13 protein-coding genes and 1 tRNA gene are annotated in these 23,780 nt (G+C 51.0%); 6 read left to right on the top strand and 8 right to left on the bottom strand.

Features of this window, described 5'->3' with window-relative positions; all coding sequences use genetic code 11:
• Positions 1-301 precede the first annotated feature (301 nt).
• Positions 302-733: a zonular occludens toxin domain-containing protein gene (locus AB1656_19330; protein MEW6237541.1), complete on the top strand. Its 432-nt coding sequence runs from the start codon at positions 302-304 to the stop codon at positions 731-733.
• A gap of 159 nt (positions 734-892) precedes the next feature.
• On the opposite strand, the gene AB1656_19325 is transcribed toward AB1656_19330, so the two are convergent.
• Positions 893-4,147 (bottom strand): family 78 glycoside hydrolase catalytic domain, encoded by a 3,255-nt coding sequence (locus AB1656_19325; protein MEW6237540.1) that lies wholly within the window; start codon positions 4,145-4,147, stop codon positions 893-895.
• A gap of 230 nt (positions 4,148-4,377) precedes the next feature.
• Between AB1656_19325 and htpG the strand changes: the two genes are divergently transcribed.
• Positions 4,378-6,261 carry a molecular chaperone HtpG gene (gene htpG, locus AB1656_19320; protein ID MEW6237539.1) on the top strand — a complete coding sequence of 628 codons (1,884 nt, stop codon included), beginning with the start codon at positions 4,378-4,380 and terminating at the stop codon, positions 6,259-6,261.
• A gap of 38 nt (positions 6,262-6,299) precedes the next feature.
• Here htpG and AB1656_19315 read toward each other — a convergent pair whose 3' ends face one another.
• Positions 6,300-7,313, bottom strand: a complete 1,014-nt coding sequence (locus AB1656_19315) for an AAA family ATPase (GenBank protein MEW6237538.1) — start codon at positions 7,311-7,313, stop codon at positions 6,300-6,302.
• Positions 7,310-8,503, bottom strand: coding sequence for an ATP-binding protein (locus tag AB1656_19310; GenBank protein ID MEW6237537.1), 1,194 nt, complete (start codon positions 8,501-8,503; stop codon positions 7,310-7,312). The genes AB1656_19315 and AB1656_19310 overlap by 4 nt, the downstream gene beginning before the upstream one ends.
• A 95-nt stretch (positions 8,504-8,598) precedes the next feature.
• Here AB1656_19310 and AB1656_19305 point away from each other — a divergent pair, with 95 nt between their 5' ends.
• Positions 8,599-9,384 carry an endonuclease/exonuclease/phosphatase family protein gene (locus tag AB1656_19305; protein ID MEW6237536.1) on the top strand — a complete coding sequence of 262 codons (786 nt, stop codon included), beginning with the start codon at positions 8,599-8,601 and terminating at the stop codon, positions 9,382-9,384.
• A 182-nt stretch (positions 9,385-9,566) separates the two neighbouring features.
• Complete coding sequence (locus AB1656_19300; GenBank protein ID MEW6237535.1) at positions 9,567-11,405, top strand: methyl-accepting chemotaxis protein; 1,839 nt, start codon at positions 9,567-9,569, stop codon at positions 11,403-11,405.
• 229 nt (positions 11,406-11,634) lie between these two features.
• Here the strand turns inward: AB1656_19300 and AB1656_19295 are convergent.
• The 5 genes from AB1656_19295 to AB1656_19275 form a co-directional block, all read right to left on the bottom strand.
• Positions 11,635-11,710 (bottom strand) — tRNA-Glu (locus AB1656_19295).
• A 164-nt stretch (positions 11,711-11,874) separates the two neighbouring features.
• Positions 11,875-12,354 (bottom strand): ribonuclease HI, encoded by a 480-nt coding sequence (gene rnhA, locus AB1656_19290; protein MEW6237534.1) that lies wholly within the window; start codon positions 12,352-12,354, stop codon positions 11,875-11,877.
• 164 nt (positions 12,355-12,518) lie between these two features.
• On the bottom strand, positions 12,519-15,569 hold the full coding sequence (locus tag AB1656_19285) for a zinc-dependent metalloprotease (GenBank protein MEW6237533.1): 3,051 nt from the start codon (positions 15,567-15,569) through the stop codon (positions 12,519-12,521).
• A 532-nt stretch (positions 15,570-16,101) separates the two neighbouring features.
• On the bottom strand, positions 16,102-18,468 hold the full coding sequence (locus AB1656_19280) for a flagellin (GenBank protein MEW6237532.1): 2,367 nt from the start codon (positions 18,466-18,468) through the stop codon (positions 16,102-16,104).
• Between the two features lie 192 nt (positions 18,469-18,660).
• The gene (locus AB1656_19275; GenBank protein ID MEW6237531.1) at positions 18,661-21,090 is read right to left on the bottom strand and encodes a flagellin; all 2,430 of its coding nucleotides are present in this window, start codon (positions 21,088-21,090) and stop codon (positions 18,661-18,663) included.
• Between the two features lie 1,232 nt (positions 21,091-22,322).
• On the opposite strand from AB1656_19275, the gene AB1656_19270 reads away from it, so the two are divergent.
• Together AB1656_19270 and AB1656_19265 are read left to right on the top strand one after the other, a co-directional pair.
• Positions 22,323-22,715, top strand: coding sequence for a response regulator (locus tag AB1656_19270; GenBank protein MEW6237530.1), 393 nt, complete (start codon positions 22,323-22,325; stop codon positions 22,713-22,715).
• Positions 22,716-22,844: 129 nt separating this feature from the next.
• Positions 22,845-23,765, top strand: a complete 921-nt coding sequence (locus AB1656_19265; GenBank protein MEW6237529.1) for an ABC transporter substrate-binding protein — start codon at positions 22,845-22,847, stop codon at positions 23,763-23,765.
• The last annotated feature ends 15 nt before the right edge of the window (positions 23,766-23,780 follow it).

Raw genomic sequence — 23,780 nt, 5'->3', positions numbered from 1 at the left:
CGCGTGGATCGGACGGTTATAAGAAAAGGAAGCCGCTGGCTTCTACGATATTGTTCTCGCTAGATCAGAATGGCGCGTTGATGCAGGGAAAAATGTTGGGCGGCTCATCGAAAGGAAGACATCATTCATCGATAAAATACGTCCCTCCTTGCGCATCGATATTGTATTGAGCAATATAATTGAAGGCAGCCGGATCATTATCGATACGAAGTTCACCTCTATCTTTTCACGCGGATAGTACAGAGAAGAGACCTTGCGCAGCGGATATGTATATCAGATTTATTTTATCGGATTGCCCAGCATGGAAACTCAACTGGAATTTATGAATCAACGGGCGATGACGTTGTTTACCTGGATTAAGAAAAATCCGGCTTCCGCCAATAAGCCTTTGCAGGGACTGCTCGCGATTGACGAAGCCAAGGATTTCGCTCCTTCGGGGAAATCGACTCCTTGCAAAGAAAGTCTGATCCGCCTGGCGGCGCAAGCGAGAAAGTACGGTTTGGGACTAATCTTTTCCACCCAAACCCCCAAGTCCATCGATCATAATATTGTAGCCAACTGCTCGAACCAAATTTACGGCCAAGCCAATTCCCCCGCCGCTATTCAAACGATCGAAGAACTTATCCAGCAAAAGGGCGGCTACGGACAAGATGTTTCAAAACTTGGAACGAGAAATTTCTATGTCTATTCTGAAAAATCAAGGGATGTTATAACCGTAAATACTATATTTTAAGCGCCAGAATTTTGCTACTGGCAAGAGAGAGTAAATGATATAATACATTGATTTTGACTGGATTAGTATCGCTCTTCCTTATGGAATTCTATGGTTGGCAGAGCTCTGTGGAAATCGGTGTTAAAGCAATTAGAATTTCATCATTTCCGCTCCAGCCTCTTACTTTGCAAATTTCACCTCAAAACGATAACTTCCCGCCTTAACAGATAATACAACGCAACCATCTTTCATCTCTAAGAAATGAATATCCTTCCGATCCTTGATTGATTTCCCGCTTACCTTTACTTCGGAAACATCGGAGGCGGGGATGTAGACGATCGCCTCGCTATTGGGCGGAACTACGGCGTCGTAAGCGAAGACGCCGTTTTCGATTTTCCAGGAACTGGATATTTCGCCGTAGGGAGAATCGAATTTAGCCTTGGCCCAAGTAAGTCCGCCGCCGAAGCGCGGGTGGAGGATGAAGCGCTTGAAGGCGGGGATTTCGGGATCGGGATTGATTCCAGCGATGCAGCGGTACATCCATTCGCCGACGGCGCCGATGGCGTAATGGTTGAAGGAATTCATTCCCTTGTTTTGGAAGCCCCGGCCATCCACCCAGCCGTCCCAGCGCTCCCAAATCGTGGTTGCGCCATGATCGATCATATAGCCCCACGAGGGGATTTCGCGGCTCGTGAGAAGTCGATAGGCGATGTCGGAGCGTCCCTCGTCCGCCAATTCCAACATCATACGGTTGGTGGTTTGGATGCCGGTGGAAAGGCGTCCGCTGTAGGTTTCAATTCCTTCCAGCAGATGGCGCAGAGCGGCTTCGCGCAGGGAATCGGGGATGAGGCGGAAATGAAGCGCTAGGGCATAGGCGCTCTGAGTATTGCTTTCAATGCGGCCATCCGGCTGGAGATATTTTTGGCAAAAGGCCGATTTGATCTCTTGGGCTAATTTTCCGTACTCCTGCGCTTCTTTCTCTTTGCCGATGACTTTTGCCATTTTAGAGAGAATATCCGTGGAGTGGGCGAAAAACGCCGTGGCGAGGATTTCGCGGGGGATGTCGGCGCCTTTCTTGGGCCAGCCGTCCAGAATCAGCGTGTCGCCGTTGAGCCAGTCGCCGTAATCGTTGCCGCGCCCGTCGCTCCAGATGAGTCCGGGGCTGTGGAGGCGGACGTATTCCACCCAACGGCGGGCGGCGTCGAAATGGCGCTCCAGAATGCGGACGTCGCCGTAGTTTTCGTACATGCGCCAAGGAACGATGACTCCGGCGTCGGCCCAGGCGGGAGAGGCTAAGAAGGCGCCATTCGACTTGGAGGGGTTTGGGGAGAAATCGGAGAAGCGGCCATCGTCCGATTGGGCTTCGCGAACGTCTCGCAGCCATTTCGTAAAGAAAGCGGCCATATTCATGTTGAAGCAGGCGGCTTGAGAGAAAACCTGGGCGTCGCCCATCCATCCAAGACGTTCGTCGCGCTGAGGGCAGTCGGTGGGCGTGCTGTGCATGTTGCCCCGCTGCGTCCAGACGATGTTGCTCATGAGTTGATTCAATAGAGGATCGGAGCATTCGAATTGGCCGTTGAGGGGGGCGGCGGAATAAAAGATGCAGCCAGTCAGGTCGTTCGGATCGGGTTTATAAGGAAGGCCGGTAACTTCGACGTAGCGGAAGCCGTGATAGGTGAAGTGAGGTTCTAAAACCGATTCGCCGCCGTTGAAGATATAAACGTCGCGTTGAAAATCTCCCCGCAAGTTGTCCGTGTAAACGTTGCCGTCGGGTTGCAGCACTTCAGCGTGGCGCAATTGGATTTTCGTTCCAACATCGCCATGCGCTTTGAGGCGGCTCCAGCCTACCATGTTTTGCCCCAGATCGAAGACGTAGACGCCGGGCGCGGGTTCGGAAAGTTGGCGGGGCTGAATAAGTTGAGTAATACGGATGGGTTCGTTGGGCTGGGCGGAGAGTTCGGCTTGAACGCCGGTTATGGTTTGAACCGGAATCCATTGGGCGTCGTCGAAGTCCGCTTTGTCCCATCTCGGTATTTCCAGGCGGGCGTCATAGGTCTCGCCGCGAATGATATCCGAACCGCGAATAGGGCCGTTATCGCTAGCTTTCCAAGAGGGATCGGAGACGATGATTTGCTTGGAGCCATCCTCGCATTCCACTTCGAGTTGCAATAGTAAACCTAATTGCCGCCCGTACTGACGGGGCGACATGAGGCCAACCAGACCCGCATACCATCCTTCGCCGAGAAGAGCGCCGACGGCGTTATCGCCTTTTGTCAATAAGGAAGAAACGTCATAAGCTTGGTATTGAATGCGTTGGGCGTAATCAGTCCATTCGGGAGCAAGAATATTTTCGCCCACCCGCTTTCCGTTAATATGAATTTCATATAAACCCAAAGCGGAAGCGTAAAGAGTAGCGGTTTTCGGAGCGGCGGGAATTTTGAAGGTTTTACGCAGTATAGGGCTGGGACCTGGCTGCGCGTGTTGAACGCGGCGAGCTTCGACGACGCCGTCGTTGAGATGGCTTAACGCCCATTCGCCGGATTCGATGGAATCGAGTGCGGAGGCTTTGCTGCCTTTTGAAATCACAACCCCGTCCGCAAGAACTTCCATCTCTGCAAGAGCGAAGGCGCAATTATCAGCGTCGCGGCGCGCCAATTTGATTACATAGAGGCGAACATAGCGGCCTGGGCAGGATTCGAATCCATAATGACGCACTTTTTCACCGGGATTGGGAACGTCGGCGGCGGTTTCGTCAGCGACGGTTTTGAAATCGGCGAAATTGCAATCATTGGAAACGTCGATCCGGTAACGGACGGGAAATAGAAAGCCCGGCTGCGAGGAATAGTAGAAGGGACGAACGCCGAGGAGATTGACGGCGTCGACGGCTTTGGATTCGCCCAGATCGATCATGACCCATTTGGGCGTACCCGCGTTTTTTTCGAGTTGGCTATGATAGCCAAGATGGGCGGGGATATTGTCTTTGAGCAAGCCGGGAAGGCCGATCCATTGCGCTTTCCAATCGGAAGGATTAAGCAGACCCATACGCCAAAAGGCGGTTTCGCTGAAAGGAGACGGTTCGCCGTTCTTGTCCCAAACGCGCACTTTCCAATAATACGCGGCGCCGGAGCTCAGAGGGTTGCCGCCGTAAACGATTTGGATGGATTGATCCGAATCGACTTTGCCGCTGTCCCAAGCGTCCGCCTGGCCTGGCTGAAGGCGCTGAGGATCAGAAGCGACAAGGATTTGATAGGCGGTTTGACAAGCGCCGCGCCGGAGATCGTCGAGCTTCCAACTGAGCCGCGGGGAGGTTTCGCCCAGTCCGATGGGATTGGTTAAGTACTCGCAAGCAAGATGGCCAGGCGCATTCATAGAAGCGGCCTGGAGATTCATTGTCAAGAAAAAAGAGGTGAAAAAAGCGAAGAAGCATCGCAGCATGATTATTCTCCTAAAGCTCGGGTGGCAAAGGCAAGGCGAAGTTGGGTAGGGTGGGCTCAAAGCGAAGCGTAGCCCACCACTTTTTCCTTTCCGCCACTTTCCTAAACCATCGTACCAGATTTTCAACAGACTTTATAATAGACGCCTCAACTCTAAAATATCTATGAAAGATAAATACAATCCGCCAAAGCCGCAACGGTTTGCGGCGGTGAAAGATTGCGAGGATGAAAATGACAGACGCCGAACGCTCGGAAAAAAGAGAATCCCATTCTTTTCAAGCGGAAGTGAAGCAGGTTCTCGATATCGTAATTCATTCGCTGTATACGAATCGGGAAATATTCGTGCGGGAGTTGATTTCCAACGCCGCCGATGCTCTCGAAAAAATCAGGTACGAAAAATTGCTGAATCCTGACGCCGCCGATCCCGATCTGCCGTTGGAAATCCGGATCGATGTCGATGCGAAGGCGAAAACGATATCGATCGCCGATTCGGGCATCGGCATGACGGAAGAAGAATTGATCCGCAATCTCGGAACCATCGCCCATTCCGGTACGCGGGATTTTCTCCAACGCCATGCAGATGCGACGGCCAAGGACGCGCAATTGATCGGACAATTTGGAGTGGGCTTCTACTCTTCGTTCATGGCGGCTAAAAACGTGCGCGTTTACACGCGATCTTATAAGCCGGATGCGGAGGGCTGGCTGTGGGAATCGGACGGCATGGGCGAATACGTCATTTCTCCCGCCGAGAATTTGAAGCGAGGAACCAAGATCGTTTTGGAATTGCGGGAGGAGGCGGAGGAATTCGCTTCCGTCCCTGCGATCGAACGCATCGTCAAGCAATATTCCAATTTTGTTCCCTTCCCTATCGTTCTCGACGGCAAGACGGTCAATACCATCCAGGCGATATGGACGCGCAATAAGAACGAGGTGAAAGACGAGGAATATGCGGAATTTTTCAAGTTCGTCGCCAACGACCATGACGAACCGCTCTACCGTTTTCATTTTTCCGCCGACGTTCCGTTGCAAATCCATTCGCTTCTCTTCGTTCCCAAAAGCAATTTTGAGAGTTTCGGATTCGGGCGGCTGGATCCGGGCGTAAATCTTTACTGCCGGAAAGTTTTGATTCAACAGCATAGCGAGGCGATCCTTCCAGAATGGCTGCGGTTCGTGAAGGGCGTCGTCGACAGCGAGGATTTGCCGCTCAACATCTCCCGCGAGACGCTGCAAGACAACGCGCTAGTGCGCAAATTGCGCAAAGTAATCGCAACCCGCTTTCTCAAATTCTTGGCTGAGGAAGCCTCGTCCAATCCGGAGAATTATCAAACCTTCTGGAAAACTTTCGGCGTCTTTCTCAAAGAAGGCGCGGCGCGGGATTACGAATACCGGGAAGAGTTGAATCCGCTGCTGCGCTTCGAATCGTCGAAAGAGGCGCCGGGACGACTGATTTCCCTGGCCGATTACGCCGCTCGTATGAAAGCGGGGCAGAACAATATCTATTACGTTAACGGCCCCAGCCGGGACGCCATCCAGAACAGCCCCTATATGGAAGCGTTTCGGCAGCGGGATTTGGAAGCGCTCTACGTTTTCGATCCCATCGACGATTTCGTGCTCAACGCCATCCACGAATTCGACGGCAAGAAGATCATCCCCGCCGATCAAGCCGATTTGGACTTGCCCGATGCGCCGCCAAAGCCGGAAGAGGAACAAAAGGACGAGTTGACGAGGGACGAAGTCGATTCGCTGACTGGCTGGTTTAAAATTGTTTTGGGGGATCGCGTGGATTCCGTACGCGAATCGAAGCGGCTGGTAGACAGCCCCGCCATTGTGGTCAACGTCGATGCGGGAATGACGTCGGGAATGCAGCGGATCATGCAATCGGTCAACAAAGATTTCGCCGCCATCGGACGCAAAAACCTCGAAATCAATTCCCATCATCCCATCATGGTTCAGCTGGCGAAGCGCCGGGAAAAGGGAGACGATGAGTTTCTCAAACTGGCGGCGGAGCAGATTTTCGACAATGCCCTCACCGCCGCCGGACTGTTGACCGACCCTCGGCCGATGGTGAATCGAACCTATCAAATTCTGGAGAAGGCACTGAGGGGAGATGAGTGATATCGATCGAGCCGGGGGCGCAATGCTCCCGGCGTATTTCATGCATCGGATTTCAAGCCGATTCGTTTTTCGATTTCTTCCGCCAAATGTTCGAAATCCTCATAGCATTGTCTGACGGCGTTAACATGGGCGCCAATAGCGCCGTCGGCGGGTTTTAGTTTAAACATCGGCTTTCTCGCTTCCATCGCCATCGGCATCAAACTGCGGTAATGTTTGATGAGGGAAAGGCAATGCGGATCATCAGCGGCTTGTGGAGGATTTTCTTCGGCTTCATTCAAAACAGAGGAGCGGTATTCTCCCGGAATGCGGTCGATCCATTTTTCATAGGCTTTAACGGGCCGGTCTTGTCTCGCGGCGTGTTGTAGAATTACATAACCAAGGGGACGCATCCCTCCTGCGGGCAAGGAGAGAGAAGACTCAGGATTTTTCTGAAGACGTTCTTTCCAATGTTCTCTCCAATTTCTTAACGTTGGTCCTAAATTTCTTATTCCTTGAAGTGAATATAAATCAGGTGAGAGAGGAATGACAACATAATCTGCGGCGATTATCGCCGAGCGATTGATCGCGCCCAGGTTGGGTCCGACATCAATTAAAACATAATCGGAGTTTCTTGCCAAAGCGGCTCTTTCAATGATACGGTAAAAGGCGGAGATGACGCGAAAAGAGTTTTCTCTTCTATCTAAACATTTTGGCCATTGTTCGCTTAGTTCGTTTTCATAGTTTGATAAGCTAAAATCGCCCACAATCAAATCGAGATTCCCAGGCAAAATCACTTTATCCATAAATATATTTTCGATATGCGACTCTTCTATATCTCCAATTCCTTTTAGTAAAGGAGATATTGCGCCATAAATCGTTTGTTCATGCTCCCCCTTTGGCCATAACTCTTTCAAGCGTTCTTCAACGAGAAACATGGAAGAGAGATTGGATTGAGGATCCAAATCCGCCGCTAGAATATTGTGGCCTTTCTCGGCGAACATCCATGCCAAATGGTAAACGAGAGAGGTCTTGCCGACACCGCTTGTACAATTAAAAAAAACAACCGTTTTCATAGACGTTTCCTCAGAATAACGAGGACGGAATTGGATTCAAAAGTGAATTCTGCCGGAGGATTGCCGTTTTCCTTTAACTCTTTTTGCGAAATGCCGATACCCGCGCCGAAACGGTTGATATAACCAAGGTTTTTCATCGCTTCGGCGAGTACGGGATTGCGATAGGCAGTCTGGCGCATATAATTTTCCGCTGTTACTTCGCCGAAGAGACCGCCAGGATTTTGAATTTCAATCCGATCGTCAAACCAGTAAAAACGAATGGGACTCGTCGATCCTTCATAATTGCGGTGCATGATGGCGTTCATCAATAATTCCCGAATGGCGATGACGGGATAATCGAAAACAGCGCGTTCTCTAAAGGGGCTTTTGTATTCGGGATATTGCTGGATTTGCCGAGGGATGAATGAATCCAAACTATGTAAAACCGTGATTAAATCGCCGGAGAATTGTTGCTCGTCAATGGCCTTGTCGGATAACTCGGTTCCTGAAAAACGGACAAATTGGATATAGGCGCCGGGCAGCCATCGCAAGGGGTCTTGGCCTAAAAGCAGAATGCCCGCATTGGTGGGGCATTTCTGGCTTGCGTCAAATAACCGAAGCGAAGCCATTTGTTCGCTTGCATTGCGGTTGTTGCGTTCAAGAATATCGCGGGCTATGGCGTTGGGGAGATACGTCGCCATGAACAGTTCAAGACTTAATTCTTGGATATTGCTTCCAAGACAAGGGCGCGCATCGAAAGTAAGCGTTTTGGCAATTCGGCGCTCCGTAAGAATCCGTTCTTCCTGTTCAGTGGCGATTTGTTTGGATGAACCAATCCTTATCCAAACCTTACCCTCAAAACGAACTGGCGGCATTAAGGAGGGCATTACTTCGACTACGGCGACATCGCCTTTTTGATTGGGGAAAGAATATTTGGCGACTGTCATTGATGGCAAAGGTTGAATTCTGCCATTGGAACGGATAGAAGATAAATCTTTGATTAATTCATCGGTAACCTGCAATCCGTGTAAACCGCCCTTATCCTTTGCACCAATAATTAGATAACCCGGCTTCTTGTGGTCAGGCATATCATTGGCGAAGGCGCAAATCGCTTTGGAAAATTTGTCGATATCTTTTGTCGCGATTGTCCATTCTACGCGATCCGATTCAATATCCAATAATAATTGTTGCAGTTCTTCTGACGATAACATCGATCTATCCTTATTTGACGAATATCGTTCTTATTATGGTTGATTTTAAAAAGAAATCGATAGGCGATAACAATAAATATAAAGGAGTTGCATCCATGTCGAGACGGTTGGCGGTTTTGTTCATTCTATGCCTTACTCTAACGGCGGCGGGATTGGCGCAGGAGCCTTCGCGGATTGTGGTTTTAAGCTACAACATCCACCACGGCGAAGGCATGGACGGGAAGATCGACCTGGAGCGCATCGCGGGCGTCATCCTTTCCGTTACGCCCGACTTGGTTTCGCTGCAAGAGGTGGATCGCAAGACGCAGCGCAGCGGCGGCGTAGACCAGGCGGCGGAATTGGCGCGGCTGACGGGAATGAAAATGGCGTATGGCCGCGCTATGGATTATCAAGGAGGGCAATACGGCGACGCAATATTGTCGCGTTTCCCTTTCGAATGCGAAGGGCCGGTTTCGCTGCCGCATTCGCCGGAGAGGGAGCCGCGCGTTTTTTTGCCGGTGGAGATATCGACTCCGCATTTCTTTTTTCTCGCCACTCATCTCGACCATCTTCGGGACGATCATGATCGGATGGCGGCGGTTCCCATCATCGAGCGTTGGGCGGTTTCCAAAGGGAATATTCCTATGCTGTTGGCGGGCGATTTGAACGACGTTCCCGATAGTCTAGTTATGAAAGCGTTTCGAAAAATGTGGAAAATGGCAGGAGATGGGGAACAACTGTTCACGATTCCTGTGGATAATCCACAAAGACAAATCGATTTTATATTGTACCATCCAGAGAAAGAGTGGCGTGTGGCGGAAGTAAGGATTCTTGACGAAAAAATCGCGTCGGATCACCGGCCTATCATGGCATGGATGGAAAAGATGTCTTCCAAGCCATAAATTTCCTCGGATCCACGGACGATATGTCCTAAAAATATTCGTCGTTTTTATAAGAAAAATTGGTTGAAACCAATTTATTCGATACAATATAAGAGATTTCCTGCGCTTGATGATGGCTGGAAAATTTTTGATCTTGATTTATTGCGGTAAGAAGATTCCTAAAAACAACGAGGTTCATTCTTATGAAATGGGAATTCAAATCCATTAGTACGAAGTTTTTGTTGGGCGTTACGGCGGCGATGGTTGTGGTGGTTATGGGACTTTATTTGTTCAATACCCATTCTGTAAGGGTGTTCGGTTATGAAAAAGAAATTGAACGCGCTCGCGCGTTAACCAGTTTTTGCGAGCAGGTGCGCGCGTTTATTGGAATTTTAAATGAGAATAAAGCGTTCAATACTGGCCCGCTTGTGGAAGATTTTCTGAAAGCGAAAGAAAGCGGGCAGAAATACGACGAGACGGTTTTGTATAAAACCATACCCGTGGTTGCGGCGTGGCTGACCGCCGAAACCAAAGCCAAGGAACTAGGATATATCTTTCGCGTACCGAAGAATCAACCGCGCAATCCCAAAAACGCTCCCCGCGCCGGTTTGGAGCAAAGCGTTGTGGATTACTTGGAAGGAAGAGGAGGTCTGGAAGCGATCGAAACCGCCGGGGGAAAAATCATTTATCCCGATGACAAGCAAAAGGCGCAAAGCCTGGGCGAAATCGGCGTTTTGCATATTGGAGTAGATAGGGGGAACGCCGCCGAAAATAACGCCGCGATTCCGATCAACGCCGTTCGCTTTTTCCGTTCTATTAAATTGACTCAAGATTGTCTTTTGTGCCATGGTTCGCCGAAGGGAGAACTAGATATAACCGGAGGCGCCAAGGAAGATTGGGCTGTGGGCGAGACGCATGGCGCATTTGAAATCATTGCTCCCTTGGAAAATCTCGACCATCAAATCACTTTTATGGGAAGGATTCAATATCTCATATCCGGCGGCGTCTTGATTTTGAGTTTATTGGGTATTTTCGCCATGTTGAGCGTGACGATCATTAAGCCATTGAACCGGTTGAAAGCAAGGCTGCAAGATATTGCGGAAGGAGAAGGCGACCTCACCAAACAACTGGAAGCGCATACGAAAGACGAAATCGGCCAGGTGGCGGAATGGTTTAACCGATTCGTGAGCCAATTGCGCGACTTAATGCGTGAAATATCGCATGCGGCCGAGCAGGTGTCGGCCAGTTCGGGAGAATTATCCTCCGCGTCGCAAAGTTTAGCCAGTTCGTCCACGCAACAAGCGGCGAATTTGGAGACGACGACAGCCTCGGTAGAAGAATTGGTTCATTCCATCGAACAAAACTCAGAAAATGCGGAAAAGACCAACAAGATATCGACGGAAGCCGCAAAAGAAGCGGAAAAAGGCGGCGCGGCCGTGATCGAAAACGTGGAAGCGATGAAAACGATTACGCAAAAAATTTCGATCATCAACGAAATCGCCGATCAGACCAACCTTTTAGCGCTTAACGCCGCCATCGAGGCGGCCCGGGCGGGCGAAATGGGCAAAGGATTCGCCGTTGTCGCCGTAGAAGTACGCAAACTGGCGGAGAAGAGCCAACAGGCAGCCAAGGAAATCGGAGCCTTGGCCAAAGATAGCGTAGAAAAAGCGGAAAAAGCGGGGATATCGATTCGGGAAATCGTGCCCATTATTCAAAACGCGGCGCAACGGATGCAAGAAATCGCCGCCGCTTGCGCCGAGCAATCGACCGGCGCAGACCAGATACGAAGAGCCGTCAGCGAGATCGATATCGCCACTCAACAAAATTCGGCTACCAGCGAAGAGACCGCTTCTTCCAGCGAGCAATTGTCGGCGCAGGCTCAAATGCTGCAATCGCTAGTAGCCCGTTTTAAAGTGGAGGATTCCAACCAGTCCAATCGGCGGCCAAACACTCCTCCCTCGCACGATTTCCAGAAAGACGTAAAACTATTGCCGCCTAAAAAGGAATCCGGCGAATGGGAAGAGGAGTTTCGGGAATTCTGATTGGAACGATGAGATAAACGTAGGATGGGTCGATTTTTTTGACCTATCGAGGGGCGATAAAGTCAAAGTTTTTTGCCCTTGAAAAATCCTCAAAAGAAAAAGGGGTAGGCTCGCCGCTTAACCCTTTGTTTTATTTTGGGGGGTGGCAAGGGCAAAGTTTTTTTGCCCTGGATTAATCCCTTAAAAAGAAAGAAGGGTTAAGCTTTTCGCTTAACCCTTCGCTTTATTTTGGCGTCCCCAAGGGGAGTCGAACCCCTGTTACCGGCGTGAAAGGCCGATGTCCTAGGCCACTAGACGATGGGGACGAATAATTGCCTGCCGCCGATCAAACAGAATAAAATCATATCCATTCCCTCGTTTTTGTCAACTTTTACGAAGGACGATTTGACGATAAATCGAAATTTTTTTGAGAAGCGATTTTCGGGGATTTCGAGCCTATACGGAACTCATGCCGGGTCGAAAGGACATTCTATTTATATTTTTGATAGGCCGCTACCGCCAATTGATCGCAGCGTTCGTTTTCGGGATGGCCGGAATGTCCTGGAATATATTCGAACGTAACATGATGCTTTTGCATGAGCTCGTCGATCGCTTTCCATAAATCATCATTCTTGACCGGTTGCCATCCCTGTTTGGTTTTGCGTTTCCAGCCGTGGCGCTTCCAGTTTTTCATCCATTCCGTGGCGCCTTTGATGACGTATTGGCTGTCGGAAAGGACGTGAACGCGGGTCGGGATTTTTTTCAGTTTTTTCAATCCTTCGATGACGGCGAGCATCTCCATTTTGTTATTCGTCGTCAGCTTTTCGCTACCGGAAAATTCCTTGGTTAGGCCGGTGCTCTTCTGATGAAGGATGCAGGCCCAGCCGCCGGGACCGGGATTGCCGCAACAGGCGCCGTCGGTGAAGAGGAAGATATCGACTTCGATGGATGGCTTCGAAAGGGAAGGCATAAAATAATCTCCATGTTGTATAAGGCAGGCTCATAACGAAGCGCAATTCTCCACTCTCTACCTGCTTATAGGATAATAGCATCAAAAAAAGCAACGTCCCAAGAAGGGTGGATGGCCGCATCTTGGGACGTTGTTCCTAATTCAACGATTCACTGATTCCCCTCTCACCAAAAATCGACTTGGACGCTCAAGCGAGCTTGCAGAGCGCGTTCGACTTTTTCTAAGGATTCCTCGATATGGGCGCCGGTATAATCGTCCAAGACGCTCGCTTTTTCTTTCATTTTCGATAATCCGTCTTTGAGCAGGCGAAGCGACCGCCAGGCCTGGGTGCGGGCGTCTTCCGGCATATCCATCGGCGGCTCGAGCATGATTTCGATCATACGCTTCAAGTGAATGCGTTGCAGCATTCGGCGGGACGCGGAAATCAACGGCTTTTTGTTGGAGTATTGGCCTTGATTGATCTTTTCAAAATCCGCTTTAAGGATTTCCTTCCAGACGCCGTCGTTTATCGTTTGGAAGAGTTCAGGCACGGTGAAAGCGATCGCCTGTTCCGGACGCTGGCTCTCTGCATCGATGATGCGGCGGATAATGACGGGATAAAAAATGTAATACATTATGGAGTCGTAGTAGTTTCCCGCCAAGTTGCTGATGGAATATTCGCTGGCGGAACCGAAAGAACTAACGCCCCAATGCAGCCACTTGCGCGTTGCGAGTTTATTGAGCATGTCGGGATCAAAGTTGAAGATTTGATCGTTGAATATCGTATTGATGAGAAAATCGAGGGCTTCGCGCTGTTTGGCGGGTGAAACCGGCTGCAACGGATCGGGATCGTTGGGGCCGCCTTTTTTGACGCGGTTGACGTATTGCCCGCCGAGATATTTTAAGGCGAAACGGGCCGAGTCGAAATAGCGGGAGAGATGATAGTTGAAGCCGACGCGGATAGGATAATAATCCTCGCCCTCCTCAACCAGTTTCGGCAGTTTGGGAATCGTGTCGAGAGAAATCTGTGTTACTTGCTTGGCGTAAGCCAAGGGATCGTCGCCGATATCCCCTTGGTTGCAGAGAGGATCGATGCCGGGACCCCCGCTATATAGGTCTTCATCCGTACCATAAGTATAATCGTGCGTCTCTTCTTTTTCGGCAATGAGATTGAGAGCGTCGGCTTCCGTCTGACCAGTGGCTGATTTTATTTGCTTGTAAGCGTATTCGATGACGAGCCGGTCGTAGGGGCCGACGGTAGGATCGAAGTAATATCCCTGCTCCATGCCTTCGGGAGCGATGTTGATAGGCGAGTAATCCATGACGCTGTTGGTCAAGCCCTTTTCTTCCGTAAGGGCTTTATTGTGCAAATCCTCCAGCCGATGCAGTGTGCTGCCTTTAAAATTGTGGCGCAAGCCGAGGACGTGGCCGAATTCATGGCAGGCGATCATGCGGAGAAATTGATAAACGAAATCGTCGGTAAATTCTTTGGAGACGTTTTCGATTCCCACTCGCGCCGCAACGGTCAACAGGCCATTGACCGCCTGATCGGTCAGGAACTCGGAAAAACGATCGCAATTGTCGAACGCCTTCGCGGACGAAGGAGGCGACATTTGTTCTTTGAACATCTGTACTCGGTCCGGCTCCAAGTAATTGCGCAAGTTCAAAAGACCTCGAACCTGATCGCCTTCGATAATGAAGCCGCCATGCAGAATTTCGCCGGTGCGGGGATCGGATATCCACTGCGCTACGCCGCCGTAGGCCATGTTGTGGGAGACGTTCCAATGGATGACGTTGTAGCGGGCGTCGGAAGCGTCCCACTCGGCGTCGTCCGGCTGTTCCTTCACGACGATAGCGTCCTTGATTCCCGCCTGTTCGAAAGCTTGGTTCCAAAGCAGCACGCCGTCGCGCACCGCTTTGCGGTATTCTTTCGGCGTGGTGTTTTCGATCCACATAAGAATGGGGTTGACCGGGGGAGAAACTTCCAGTTCGGGACTCGCCTTGCGGATGTCCCATTTCGTGATATGGCGGATGATGCGGTCGTCTCTAAAGTCGTCGCCGAAATCCATATAGGCTTCGACGAAATTGCCGATGCGTATATCCGCCGCGCGGGAAATAAAATCGGGATTGTCCTTCAACGGACGGATATCGATGCTCACTTTAATCATCAAGCTTTTAGGATCGGGGAGAGCGGTCGATTCTCTGGAACTGCCGCGCAGAGCGAGGAGGTCGCGGATAACGACGTTCGCCGGCAAGTTCTTCAGGTCTTCCACATAACTGTTGGCGGCGTCTACGCCATAACCGCCGCCCAGCGCTTCGCCCACTGTCCTGCCGATTTCGAAATGATCGGTCAGGAGGACGGGGGTCATATCGACAAGGTTAGCGGCGTTTTCCGGATTGGTGGCGGCGATGGGGATGGAGGCGACGATGGAATCGCTGTAATTTTTTTCGACGGCTTTCAACCTTGTCCCTTCAGGCGCCGTAAAGCGGATGTTCCGCCGGATGATTTGCATTTTATCCTTCGCTTGCCGGAAGAGGATGATGAAATCGCTAAAGATGTAATCGCCAAGGTAAGATCCCGGCTTGGCCCAACTCACGCCTACGCCGGAGGCGAGGATGCCGGAAACGAGAAAGTTTTGTTCCATCTGGGAAGGAGCGATTTCCCACAGCAGTTTCCGTTCTTTTTCCGAATCTTTATCGTAAATCGTAAATAAGCCTTTGGTTTTCGTCGCGTCTTTGACGAGTTCGGCGAATTTTCCCGGTTTTTCCGGCTTTTCGCCCTCCGCCGAAGGAGGAGCGCCCGCCGCCGGTTTGCCTTGCGGCTTGGCTTCTGGGGCTTTTTCTTCCTTGCCGGGAGCGGTCTGCGTCATTTCGGCTGAGATTTCGCCGCCGTTGACGGTAACATTGGAATTGATGAACGTGGCTTGGATGCCATAGTTATAAATCTTGATGTCGCCGACTTCGTTCTTGGTAACCGTCTTCGTGGTGGAAGTGGTGGAATTAGTGGAAACAGATTTATCGGTTGCTTTCTCTTTATCGCATTCTTCCTTCTCGCACGCTTCTTTTTCCGCTTCCTCTTTTTCGATCTTCACTTCGCCGGTGGCGCATTCGATCTTGGCTTCGCTTTTTTTGCCATCGGCCTCTTCTTCTTTCCCTTCATCCGCTCTGAGGATGGATGCGTTGAATCCAATAACCAGAGCTGCCGTCAAAAAAGCATACAATAATCTCTTAGGCATGAACGATCCTCCTTCGCGCCCTTCTTTCATAATGAGATGTTATAAATGAATCGATTCGCTCAACCGGATAGAATTTGCATGAAAGGAATTTCATTATATGTCATTCCCCATGATTTTTACTAGTGGAATTCAATTCCCTTGACCCCGATTTCCCGAATCGAAAATAAATAACTCATGTTGCGCGCAAGAAAAAGTCGGAGAAGTCTATTATGATCGTCGCGTCGAATCGCGAAATAAAACAGAAAAACAATAGGCGCAAGGAATCGCGCCGTGCAAAGGTTTTTTCCGTGGAATCCTAAAGAATCCGCGATATCCGTGATTCGAAAATTTCGTGCAATTCGAGCCTTTTCGTAGTTTCGTGATTCAATAACGCAAAAAAATGAACCCCTTCCTGCTCTTGCGAACGGTTCTTCCAATGGGCGATGGAATACCGGCGCCGAAAACGAAGGAACATAGTCTGCGTAACATGGGTTAATAAAAAAAAGGACACAACGATGTCGTGTCCCCAGTGGTTGTAAAAAATTTTCTAAACCTAACGGAGCAGATCCAAGAAGAAGGCGCTCGTCAGGTTGTTTGTCTGCGATTGAACCAAAAGATTCGATTGCAGCAGCAATTGGTTCGAAGCGTATCGCGTCGCTTCGGCGGCGTAGTCGGCGTCGGCGAGACGGGAGCGGGAAGCGAGATAGTTTTCCGAAGCCACGGCGAGCTGGTTGGAGGTTGCTTCCAAACCGTTGGAGAAAGCGCCGATCCGGCTTCGCGCATCGCTAGCCTGATTGAGAGCGTTGTCGGCGATTTGCAGCGCTTGTTCGACGCCGCCTTCGCGGGTAACGTCGATATTTTCGAGCGCAAGCCCTTCGCCAAGGCCGAGCGTCCGAGGCCGCATATCGCCAAACTGAATTCCCTTCGTTTCGCCCGCGTTGGCGCCGATTTGGAAATTGGCTTCGCGCCCCGTGGCGGAAATGACAACCGTCCCGACTCCATTATCCTGAAGTCCGGGAACGCCGACGGCGGCGTCGAAATTCAGAACGGCGTTTTCGTTTTGCCGCAATCCGCTGTTAAATTGGACGTTTTGTTGTCCCGCCGCGAAGAGAACTTCCGCGCCGCCGTTGAGGCTGCCTGCGTATTCGGCGCGGGCGGCGTTAATCTCGTCGGTTCCCGCCGTGAGGTTGGCGCCGAATTGCAGCGTGATTTGCGGCGCCGCTTCTCCATCGGCGGCGGGTTGTCCATAAAGCGTCGCCATGCTTCCCGCTTCCACTCGTTGGTTGGGACCGCCGTTGATGCTCACGGAAGCGGTTTGCGCAGCGCCTTGTTGGACCATGTTGGCCTTATCGGCGACGGCGTTGCCGCTGGAACGGTCGTTCACGGTCAGCGTAAAGTTAGTCTGAGAAGAAGCGGCGATGTCGTCGACGACTTGGATTCGTCCGTCCGGCGCAAGCTGGGCGGTTGCGGCTTCGAAACCGCTCGGATTGCCTCTGCCGCCGGCGAGCTGGCTGCGGTCGCGCTGGTTCAATTCGTCGATCAGGTCCTGCATTGTCGAGGCATCGCCTTGGCCTGCGCCCAGGTCGACGTTGGAGACGGTGATCGTATTCGAAAAAGTCGTCCCGTCGGCGTTGGTTCCATTGATGGCGATCGTATCGCCCGCCGACAGAGTAACTCCCTCGAATACGGCGCCGATCAAGTTCGAATCCGCCTGAGCTGGTCCACCGGTCCCCGTTTGAAAAGCGGCGTTGGTTTCGACGATTCGGCGGTTGGCCGCCGTTACATCGCCGATTTCCAAGGTTAATGCGCCCGTATCGAACGTATTGCCGGTAATGGCCGTGACGGAATTGCCAATCTGAGCGCCGGTAGCCGCGCCCCCGATTTCCGCCGCGCGGGTGATTCCTGTCGTTGTCTGCAACTGGCCGTTGGCGTTGGCGGCGTTGAATTGAATCTGGAATCGGGAGACGCCTTGATCCGCGCCGTTTTGAAATTCAAGGCGTCCTGTGTTCGTATTATAGACGGCGTTAGTTTCGCCAGGATTGGTTCCGTCAGCCGTGTTGACGCCTGCCGCGGTTTCGGCGGCGTCGAGCGTTTGTTGGATTTGGGCGACAAGACTGTTTACATCACCGCCCGCGCTAATGCTCAACGAACCAGTGAAAGCGGTTTTTCCGTCAGCTAACATTCCTTGAAATTGAATGACGCCGCCGTTTTGCAAAGAGACGCCATTGAAGGTTGTATTCGCAAGGGCGTCATCGGCGGCGGCGGGCGCATTGCCATGGGCGAAGGTTCCTTGGGTGACGGCGATGTCTCTGACGTTCTGGACGCCCGCGTTTACGGTTTGCGTTTCTCCCGCCGCTTCGCCGCTGGCGATTTGAGCCGAGCCGGATTGAATTTGCCGGACGGTAAAATAATTTTCTCTCGTCGTCAGTTGGCTTACAGCGATGGATATGCCGCCGGAAGGCGCTCCCGGGCGGATGCCCGCCGTGGAAACGGCGTCTCCATTCAGAAGATGAAGGCCGTTGAATTGCGTCGTATCGGCGATGCGTCCGATTTCCTGGACGTTTTGATCGATCTCATCCTGGATCGCTCGCCGGGATTGCCCGTCCTGGGCGCCGGAACCTGCTTGCAAAACGAGATCGCGGATGCGTTGGAGACGGTCGGTAACGCCGCCGAGGCCTTGGTCGGCGATATTGGCGATATTAATGCCGGTTTGAGCGGCGTCGAAGGCTTTGTTCAAACCGGAAATCTGCGTTTGCAGACGGTTGGCGTTAACCAAGCCGGAAGCGTCGTCGGCTGCGCGGTTGATTCGCAAGCCGGAAGCGAGGCTTTGGGCGCTGCGCTCCAAATTCGGAGCCGTCAAATTTTGCAGATTGTGCAGAGCCACCATGTTCAGGCTGTTATTCATCCGTGAAATGTCCATATCGTGCATCCTCCCTGGATTTATTCTCTGCGGAAAGAGCGCATCTAGCGGAAAGCGCCGTTTTTTTCCGAATAGAATTCCTTTTCTTATTTTAACCGGAATCATGCCGTATGCCATGAGAATCTCCGGTTTGCCTCTTTGCCGTTTCTTCTACCCTCCGCTATTTTCTCCCCGTAAACAAAACAATAACTTCTATCTAGTAGTTGTGTTCAATCCATACAAAATGGAAAAGACGTTCTTTTGCAGCGTATTGGCTTGGATAAGCAGCGAGGCTCGCGCTTCCATGAAGATCGAATTCAACGTGTAGTCGGTCGTTTCCTGGGCCACGTCGACGCCGGTGATTTGATCGTACGAATTTTGAAGAATATACGACGTGAAATCGAGGTGACTGACAACGTCTTGCAGCCGGGACGTAAAGGAGCCGATCCGTCCGAGGACGTCGCTGGTTTGGTTTAGGGCGCTATCGACGATATCGAGCGCTTCCAAAGCGCCGGTGGTGGTAGATACGTCGATGGCCTCGAGATTTTGTTCCTCGTCGAGGCCGAGATTGGCTGAGCGCAAATCGGGAATGACTAAAATCTTCTCGTCTGTCACTCCCAATTGAAAATTCAAATCGCGGCCGGTGGAAGAGAGAACGAAGCGTTCCGCCCCTTCTTGGATAGAATTGGTGATGTTGAGAACGTCGTCGAAATTGATCTTGATTTGTTGAAACGCGCTGCGGCCATCGCTGGGATTGGCGGTGAAAACGACGTTTTGCTGACCGTTGCGGAATTGCACTTTAGGACCGTCGTTCAGAGTGCCTTCATAAATGTTTTCCGTAATGGTTAATTTGTCCGTTCCCTCTTGGAGGTTATTGCCGGCGCGGAAAGTGACGTAAGGCGTCGGTTCGTTCTCTCCAATCGAGTTTCCGCCTTCGAGCGTAACGACGTCTCCAGCTTTGACGGTTTGGGAGGGGCCTCCGGCGATGGACATCGTAGCCGTCTCGCGGTTGCCCTCCGTAATAGTGTTCGCGTCGAACGTATCGGAATTTTCCAATTCGATAGTGAAGCCGCCCATGCCGTCGTCGACGGTGCGGATATTGGTGATATAGAAGTTAAAATTGCTGGACGAAGTATTGGCGACGTCGTCCTCGAGCCGCAGAGCGCCGCCGGCGGTCAAAGTGGCCGTGGCTTGGTTGAATCCATAACCCGTATCGGTCCGATCGCGATTGTTGAGTCCATTGAGCAAATCGCCGAAGGTGGCGGCGCGTCCGTCGCGGTAATCTTCGCTGCCCGCCGCATCGCTTACGGTGAAGGCGACGCTAAAAGTGGTTCCGTCCGGATCGGAACCGCCAAACGTAATCACATCGCCGTTGGCTAGGGAAACGCCGTTAATAAAAGCGCTGGAGAGGTTCGTAGCACTGGCGACCGGCGTAGATAAACTGACGTTGGTGAAGAATCCCATGCTGGATTCGACGATGCGATTGGACGCCGCCTGAACGTTGGATACTTCAATGTCGTAATTGCCGCTGGCGAACGTGGAGCCGGTGATGGCGCTGACGCTGTTGCCGATTTTGGCGCCGGAACCCGTCGTCGTGAGGAATTCATTGGCGAAGGCGCCTATCCGTTCGGAGCCGAAACTGGTTTGAACGGAGCTGGCGGCGTTTTTCACGGTAAAATTGATGGCGAATTGGGAGATGGCGCCGGTTTGGCTGTTGGCGAATTCCAAGCGTCCCGTAGAGGTATTGTAACCGACGGTGGTCTCTCCGCTATTCGTTCCCTCGACGCCGTTGACCGTTTCCGCAATGTCGATCTTGCTCTGGATGGCGGAAATCAGGGAGTCGAGGTCGGAAGAGGCTTCGATGTCGAAGGTTCCCGCAAAATTGGTGGTTCCATCGGCCAAAAGGCCGTTGAATTTAATTTGGCCATTATTTTGCAGAGATACGCGGTTGAAGGTTAACTTGTTGAGGTTATCGGCTGTAACGGCGGCGCTTCCCCCTTTCGCCAATTGCCCGAAAGAGACGGAGATGTCGGTGGCGTAGCGGATGCCCGTATTAAAAAGCAAATCGGAACCCGATTTTATCGTTTCCGTTCCCACTTGGATCTGATAAATGTTAAGAGAGGCCTTTCCTTTGGTGAGGACGGACGCATCGGCGCCGAACGCGACGCTGCCGCCGAAACCGCGGGAACCAGCGCTGAAATCGGTTTGAGCGGAAAAAGTGCCGTCCAGAAGATTTTTGTTTTGATACTTGGTTTCTGAAGCGATGGTGTTGATTTCATCGACTTTTTCCTGAATGTCTCTTTGATAAGCCAGCCGGGCGCTGGAACCGGAACTGAGAGCGTTGGCGGCGAGAATGGAAGATCGGATTTGTTGCAGCAAGTCGGAAATCTTGCCGACGCCTTCCGTTGCCACTTCGGCGATGCCGATGCCGGTTTGCGCATTGGCGGCGGCTTGATCGAGACCCCTGAACTGGGTGGCGAGTTTCGTACTTGTAACCAATCCGCCGGGATCGTCCTTGGCGCTGTTGATGCGCAGCCCGGTCCCCAGCCGTTCGATGCTGGTTCTCACGCTGTTCTGCCCCGTGCGCATCGCCGCGATGATCGTATTGCTGGCCAGATTGGCCAGAGAACTCTGAACGACCATAATCGCCCTCTCTCGTTATAGATCGCAAGTCGAAAAAATTCGGCTGTTTTGAACTTTTTGCTAAAGTTTTTTCGGTTTTTGCCTATAACTGAGAGCAAGGTCATTTGCTTGTAGACTGCAAGTCTTGACCGCTTGGTTCAAAAGGTTAGAACAAGTAAGACGTAGCGCCTGCCGTGCTCGGAATTGGCGGCGCGCTGCGGCGGTCGATTAAGCCATAACTCACTTCTCTTGGCCGGGATGCGAAGTTGTGGCTTAATTTTTTTAACTTGCTTTTTGACCCTCTCTCAACATAGACGTAAAACCATCGAGAAATTGTATTCCAAAGACGCGAGTGCGCCGGTTTCTCTTTGCGTTCCCTCGCCGCGCCGCCCTGGGGCCTCGGAAACCAGAGGACGGAAACGGCCGTTTAGGCCATCGAGCGCATCTTCCCGCAGAACCACGATCGGCGGTTCTGCGGCGGTCAGGAACGATCGCTTTTGGCCGCGTCCGGACCGGATGGGTCGGGAACGCTCTTGGGGGTGAAACGGAGTGGAAGCCTTTTTAGGGGAGGGATGCGGGAGGATATAAAAAAAACGTAGACGCCCACAAGCCTTTCCTCGGTTCTAACAGCGGCTGCCACGGTCGATTAAGCCGTAATTCACTTCAACATTCTTGGCCGGGATGCGAAAGATACGGCTTATTTTAATTCGTATTTCTTGTTTGAATTCCTCTTTTTCATTACCTATTTTTTAACCTTGTCGGCCATAGTATCGGCTTCCCTTTATAAAAACTTTAGCTTTTTTTTTATTTTTTTTTATGATCGGGTCAGAACCGAATAAATTCGAAGAAAAAAGGTTGTATTCAGGAGAATCCATGCGGCCTTGTCCTTTGAGCGAACGAAAATTTTACGCATTTCGCCGGTAGACATTGAGCAAAGGTTACATTGCAGATATAAGCGTCTAGTTTCGAATCTTTAAATAAATTGTAGGCAAAGCGGCGTAAGTAATTCCATACGCGACTCTTATTGCAAACGAAAAACACAAATTTTTGATTGATTTTTCATCATATAGGCGTTGACGCGGTTCAATAAATCATCAATATTAAATTATTATTAATTACATACTTTTTTCTTTTCTAAACCTTGCTTCGATTTAGTCGATTATATTAATATCTGGTTATTCGGCAATTTATAAAAATTATATTAATTATTAAATTTTTATGTTTATATATTCTAAAGGCTTATAGGTGGGAAAATGACTCCAATTGCTTTGATCGTTGAAGACGATCCATGCGTTCGGTCATTTGTCAAGGACGTACTCGAGAATCAACATTTCGATATTATCGAAGCCGAAACGGAGATGGACGGTTGGAGATTTTTTCTCGAACGCGAGAAGGATATCCGTTTCATTTTTACGGACGTAAATCTAAAAGAGGGAAATGGCTGGCATTTATTCAAGAAAATCCGCGACAGATCGAATTCCCCCTATATCGTTATTTCCAGCGCCTTCCCTTGCGAAAACAAAAAAGAATTTCCTTTGGGCCATTCTTCGCAATTCCTTCTCAAACCTTTTCCGCTTGACGCTTTGATCGACGCCGCTCAGATGGCGGTTTATCCTTCCCCCCATTTATCCCCCCTCGGCGAATGATCGCATTCCTCCTTCATGCCGAATCAATTCGCCGGCTTTTCTTTTACTCTTTCTTTGTCCTCATTGAACCAGCGGCATGAAGACGCCATCATAAACCGTTGGCATTTTTCGATCTTGGAGTGTGCAAGAATGAAACGCTCGACAGCGATTCTGGCTTTGTTGTTTTTTTTGGGAGTAGGATTGGTTATATGGGCGGCTTGGCTGGAAACGTCTCGCCAGAGCGGTTTTAGCGATTTACCCGCCGGATTCGATCCTCAGCGCATCGTCTGCGCCGCGCCTTCCATCACGGAAATCGTTTTCGCTTTGGGAAGAGGCGGACGCGTGGTAGGCGTCAGCGAGTTCTCCAATTATCCGCCGGAGGCGGCGCAAGTGGAAAAAATCGGGGGAATTATCGATCCCAACTTGGAGCGCATTGTAGCGTTGAAGCCGGATTTGGTTATCGTGTTGGGACGGATGGAACCTGTATCCGAATTGTGCCGCCGCGAAAACATCGCGCGGCTGCGGGTGGATATGAGCGATTTCGAATGCGTTTTGCGGGATATCCAAACGATAGGAGACGCGCTGGGGCGTTCCGAAACGGCGAAAAACTTGATAAGCAATATGAAATACGATTTGGATGACGTCCGGCTGCGCGCCAAGCAAATAGGGCGCCGTATCAAGGTTTTTCTTTGCGTGGGAAGAAAGGGGGGATCGCTGGCGGGATTGTATACCGTTAATAGCAATTCCTTTTTAAACGAACTGTTGGAAATCGCTGGAGGAGATAACATTTTTAAAGATATCGGCGGAGCTTATCCGCAAGTATCCGTAGAATCGCTGCTGAAGCGGGCGCCGGATGTCATTATCGAGCTGAATCCCAACGAAACGTCGTTGTCGGGAAGGGGACGCGCCGAACTGGAAGATTGGTATGCTTCTCCCATAACTCCCGCCGCCGCGTCGGGACGAGTTTATTCTATTACGGACGATTACGTCACAATTCCCGGCCCCCGCATGGTTCTTACCGCCCGGCGATTTTACGAACTAATTCATAAGGGAATGGTGAGTGACGAATGATGAATGATGAAAAAC

This window comes from Candidatus Omnitrophota bacterium (assembly GCA_040755155.1).
Classification (GTDB): domain Bacteria; phylum Hinthialibacterota; class Hinthialibacteria; order Hinthialibacterales; family Hinthialibacteraceae; genus JBFMBP01.
This window is presented reverse-complemented; position numbering and strand designations above follow the sequence as displayed.

Bases quoted from the DNA above. Each gene is read 5' to 3' on its own strand.
- AB1656_19275 (MEW6237531.1), bottom strand. From the start codon at position 21,090: ATGGTCGTTCAGAGTTCTCTGGCCAATCTGGCCAGCAATACGATCATC.
- AB1656_19315 (MEW6237538.1), bottom strand. From the start codon at position 7,313: ATGAAAACGGTTGTTTTTTTTAATTGTACAAGCGGTGTCGGCAAGACC.
- AB1656_19280 (MEW6237532.1), bottom strand. From the start codon at position 18,468: ATGGACATTTCACGGATGAATAACAGCCTGAACATGGTGGCTCTGCAC.
- AB1656_19325 (MEW6237540.1), bottom strand. From the start codon at position 4,147: ATGCTGCGATGCTTCTTCGCTTTTTTCACCTCTTTTTTCTTGACAATG.
- AB1656_19270 (MEW6237530.1), top strand. From the start codon at position 22,323: ATGACTCCAATTGCTTTGATCGTTGAAGACGATCCATGCGTTCGGTCA.
- htpG (MEW6237539.1), top strand. From the start codon at position 4,378: ATGACAGACGCCGAACGCTCGGAAAAAAGAGAATCCCATTCTTTTCAA.
- rnhA (MEW6237534.1), bottom strand. From the start codon at position 12,354: ATGCCTTCCCTTTCGAAGCCATCCATCGAAGTCGATATCTTCCTCTTC.
- AB1656_19310 (MEW6237537.1), bottom strand. From the start codon at position 8,503: ATGTTATCGTCAGAAGAACTGCAACAATTATTATTGGATATTGAATCG.
- AB1656_19265 (MEW6237529.1), top strand. From the start codon at position 22,845: ATGAAACGCTCGACAGCGATTCTGGCTTTGTTGTTTTTTTTGGGAGTA.
- AB1656_19285 (MEW6237533.1), bottom strand. From the start codon at position 15,569: ATGCCTAAGAGATTATTGTATGCTTTTTTGACGGCAGCTCTGGTTATT.
- AB1656_19300 (MEW6237535.1), top strand. From the start codon at position 9,567: ATGAAATGGGAATTCAAATCCATTAGTACGAAGTTTTTGTTGGGCGTT.
- AB1656_19330 (MEW6237541.1), top strand. From the start codon at position 302: ATGGAAACTCAACTGGAATTTATGAATCAACGGGCGATGACGTTGTTT.
- AB1656_19305 (MEW6237536.1), top strand. From the start codon at position 8,599: ATGTCGAGACGGTTGGCGGTTTTGTTCATTCTATGCCTTACTCTAACG.